Below are 1767 nucleotides of genomic sequence, written 5' to 3'. Positions count from 1 at the left end.
TCAGGCCAGCCTCGGCTTCCTTCAAGATGCTGATGATTTGCTCTTCGGTGAATCGCTTTTTCATTGCCGTTCCTCTCTGGAACGGACTCTACACCGTCACCGTACTAAACGCGGGGAGCAGGTCAGTGGGTGTGGACATCGCAAAAAGCGTAATGCAGGTGCACTGGGTCGATCCGGAAACCGGCGAAATCGTGAACAGACCTGTGAAACGAGCAGCGTTTCTCGAATATTTTGCAAATCGTAGCCCTTGCCTTATCGGGATGGAGTCCTGCAGCGGATCCCAACACTGGGCACGGCGATTGATCGAGATGGGCCACCGGGTGAAGCTGATGCCAGCGAAATTCGTCAAGGCATTCAACATCCGCAACAAAAACGATGCGGCCGATGCTCGAGCAATCTGGATGGCCGCGCAGATGGACAGCAAGGAGGTTGCTGTGAAGACCGAGGCTCAGCAGGCAGTCCTCGCGCTGCATCGCATGCGTCAGCAGCTGGTGAAGTTTCGCACGATGCAGATTAACAGTCTGCGCGGCTTGCTAACCGAGTACGGCGAGGTGATGGGTGTCGGTCGAGCTGCGTTGGACAAATCCGTCGTTGGGGTTTGCTCGTTCACGGCGCGCGGAGCATTATCTATCGCGTGAAAGAGCCGGGGCCATGGGTGACGCAGATGAAACAGCGGCGTCCGTTGAACGTCGTCATCGTCGCGATGGCCAACAAACTTGCCAGAATAATCTGGGCGATGCTGGCACATCAACGTCCATACCGGAACGACTACGAAAGCATCAAGCCCGCGTGACCCGGCTGGCCTACTGGAAGACTTTGCTGGAAGGGATGGAACGTCAAAAGTTGCGGCGGCATTCGAGTGTAATGACAAAACAGGTCGGACCTGGGACTCACCAAGCCTGAAAATCTGTCTGAGCCTAACAAGCTCGTGAAGTGAATGAGGCGTGAGTCAGCGGATTTCATAGGGGCCCGCAGCAAACCAGGCTGCAACAAGGCCGAATGTAGAGCTGCAGCCCATCCTGTTCGTCAAAACCTCGAAAACCTGGCGCAAAGGGGGGCGTTCATGTAGACAGATTTATTTCGCTCTACGTCGCGCGGCTCAGCGCGGCCGGCCGGACCGAGCAGCGGGTATTAGCGAGGCGGCTGAGCGAAGGCGTGGGCGTTGCAAGCGGCCCCCTCGCTGCAAAGCTGCCGTTCTTCGGCGGTGAGTGTTCTGAGGGCGCTGGAGCGGGAATGATGCGACGCGACCCGCCTGCCCGCAGCGGTAGCGAGGACAGCCGGGGCGCGCGCAGCGCGCCCCTAAACTTGTACCTCTAACACTTAACGGAAACGGTCCGCGCGAAGGCTTGAAGCGGGCGCTGTAAAAAGAAAACCCGGCGATCGTTCGCAGCGATCCCGGGCGGTGATCAACATCGGATATACGAGGTATCCAACGTGGATGCAGGCATTGGAGAGCACGAATCGCGTCAGTTCCAAAGTCTTGTGAACGATGCCCGGTGCGGATTCAACCGGTCGATGCAACAGATTGATGGAACCGCTGGGCGGGTGCGGCAGGTGTTGGGTCGGCTCACTATTCGCCGTTCAGCGATGAGTACGTGGTGCGCACGCAACGCTTTGATGACGGTCAGCAAGAGGTCGTAGCGTTCAGTGTGGCCGTGCAGTGGCGCTTAAACGAGCTGCGGCTGCGCCCGCGTGTTGCGCGCGGCAAGCGGGAGATGAATGAGGGCGAGGACGACGTTACGACGAAGGCTGACAAGTCGCTTCGTA

The 1767-nt window shown here is 58.3% G+C and carries 1 pseudogene; it reads left to right on the top strand.

The annotated features are described in order from the left end of the window. The first annotated feature begins 152 nt into the window (after window positions 1-152). Window positions 153-793: pseudogene (locus tag G3O00_RS42465) on the top strand (transposase). Window positions 794-1767 lie beyond the last annotated feature (974 nt).

Origin of the sequence: Burkholderia sp. Ac-20384, assembly GCF_017104605.1 — a bacterium.
GTDB classification, from domain to species: domain Bacteria; phylum Pseudomonadota; class Gammaproteobacteria; order Burkholderiales; family Burkholderiaceae; genus Burkholderia; species Burkholderia lata.
Note: the sequence above shows the minus strand (reverse complement) of the source record. Positions and strands in the feature narration are given on the sequence as shown.